General features: G+C 44.1%; 2 protein-coding genes. Both read right to left on the reverse strand.

The window, feature by feature from the left end:
- Window positions 1–328, reverse strand: a 328-nt coding sequence (locus ABN236_RS19260; RefSeq protein ID WP_349474720.1) for a hypothetical protein, incomplete at its 3' end; no start/stop codon positions are given.
- A gap of 132 nt (window positions 329–460) precedes the next feature.
- Window positions 461–758, reverse strand: a 298-nt coding sequence (locus tag ABN236_RS19265; protein WP_349474721.1) for a hypothetical protein, incomplete at its 5' end; no start/stop codon positions are given.

Raw genomic sequence — 758 nt, forward strand, 5'->3', positions numbered from 1 at the left:
TCCTGATGAGCGTCCAGCGAAGAAAGGGAAAAACAGGGGGAGCCGAAACGAAATGACACGCCCCAGCGATGGCAAGTGAACCCCAGTGAACGTGTTTCGTTTTGGGGGCAAAGCCCCCCGTCAAGCGAAGCGTCTGACCACCACATTTTTGAGCGACCAAATACAGGGGCGAAAAAAGGGGGTGGTCAGACGAACGCAGTGAGTTTGACGGGCTTGGGTGAATGGCTTTTTTCGCAGGCGTCCAGCCGAAGAAAATAGTCAGAGGGCGGAGCCTTAAGTCATTCATTTTCGTCCAGAAAATGAGTGGCTTTGATGCGCTAAGCATCATGACTTTTTCAGCTTCTATCTATTATTCTGTATCTTATTCTATGTATTATTCTACCTATTACAGACGAAATAGATAAAATAAGAGATAGAATAATAGATAGGATAATACATAAAATAATAGGTAAACCTAACGTCAGCGCACCTTTTCTTCGAGCTGTTTTAGCATCGAAATATCGCCTAATAATCGTTGATTTTTACCTGTGAAAAAGATGATCGGGCTGACATTTGCATTATCAATACTTCGGCTTAACTGAATTCCCACCGCCTGATAATCATCATCGTTTGTGCAATGGTATAACGCTAAAACAAGCTGACATTGTTCGGGAGTTCCGCACTCTATTGCCCATCGGATCAACTCCGAAAAGGTCAATCCGTTCGGTTTCCAGTGTTTTTTATGCCGTGACGCTAACGCCTTAAATTTTTCACGCCCT

This window comes from Proteus sp. fly-1013 (genome assembly GCF_040140245.1).
GTDB classification, from domain to species: domain Bacteria; phylum Pseudomonadota; class Gammaproteobacteria; order Enterobacterales; family Enterobacteriaceae; genus Proteus; species Proteus mirabilis_B.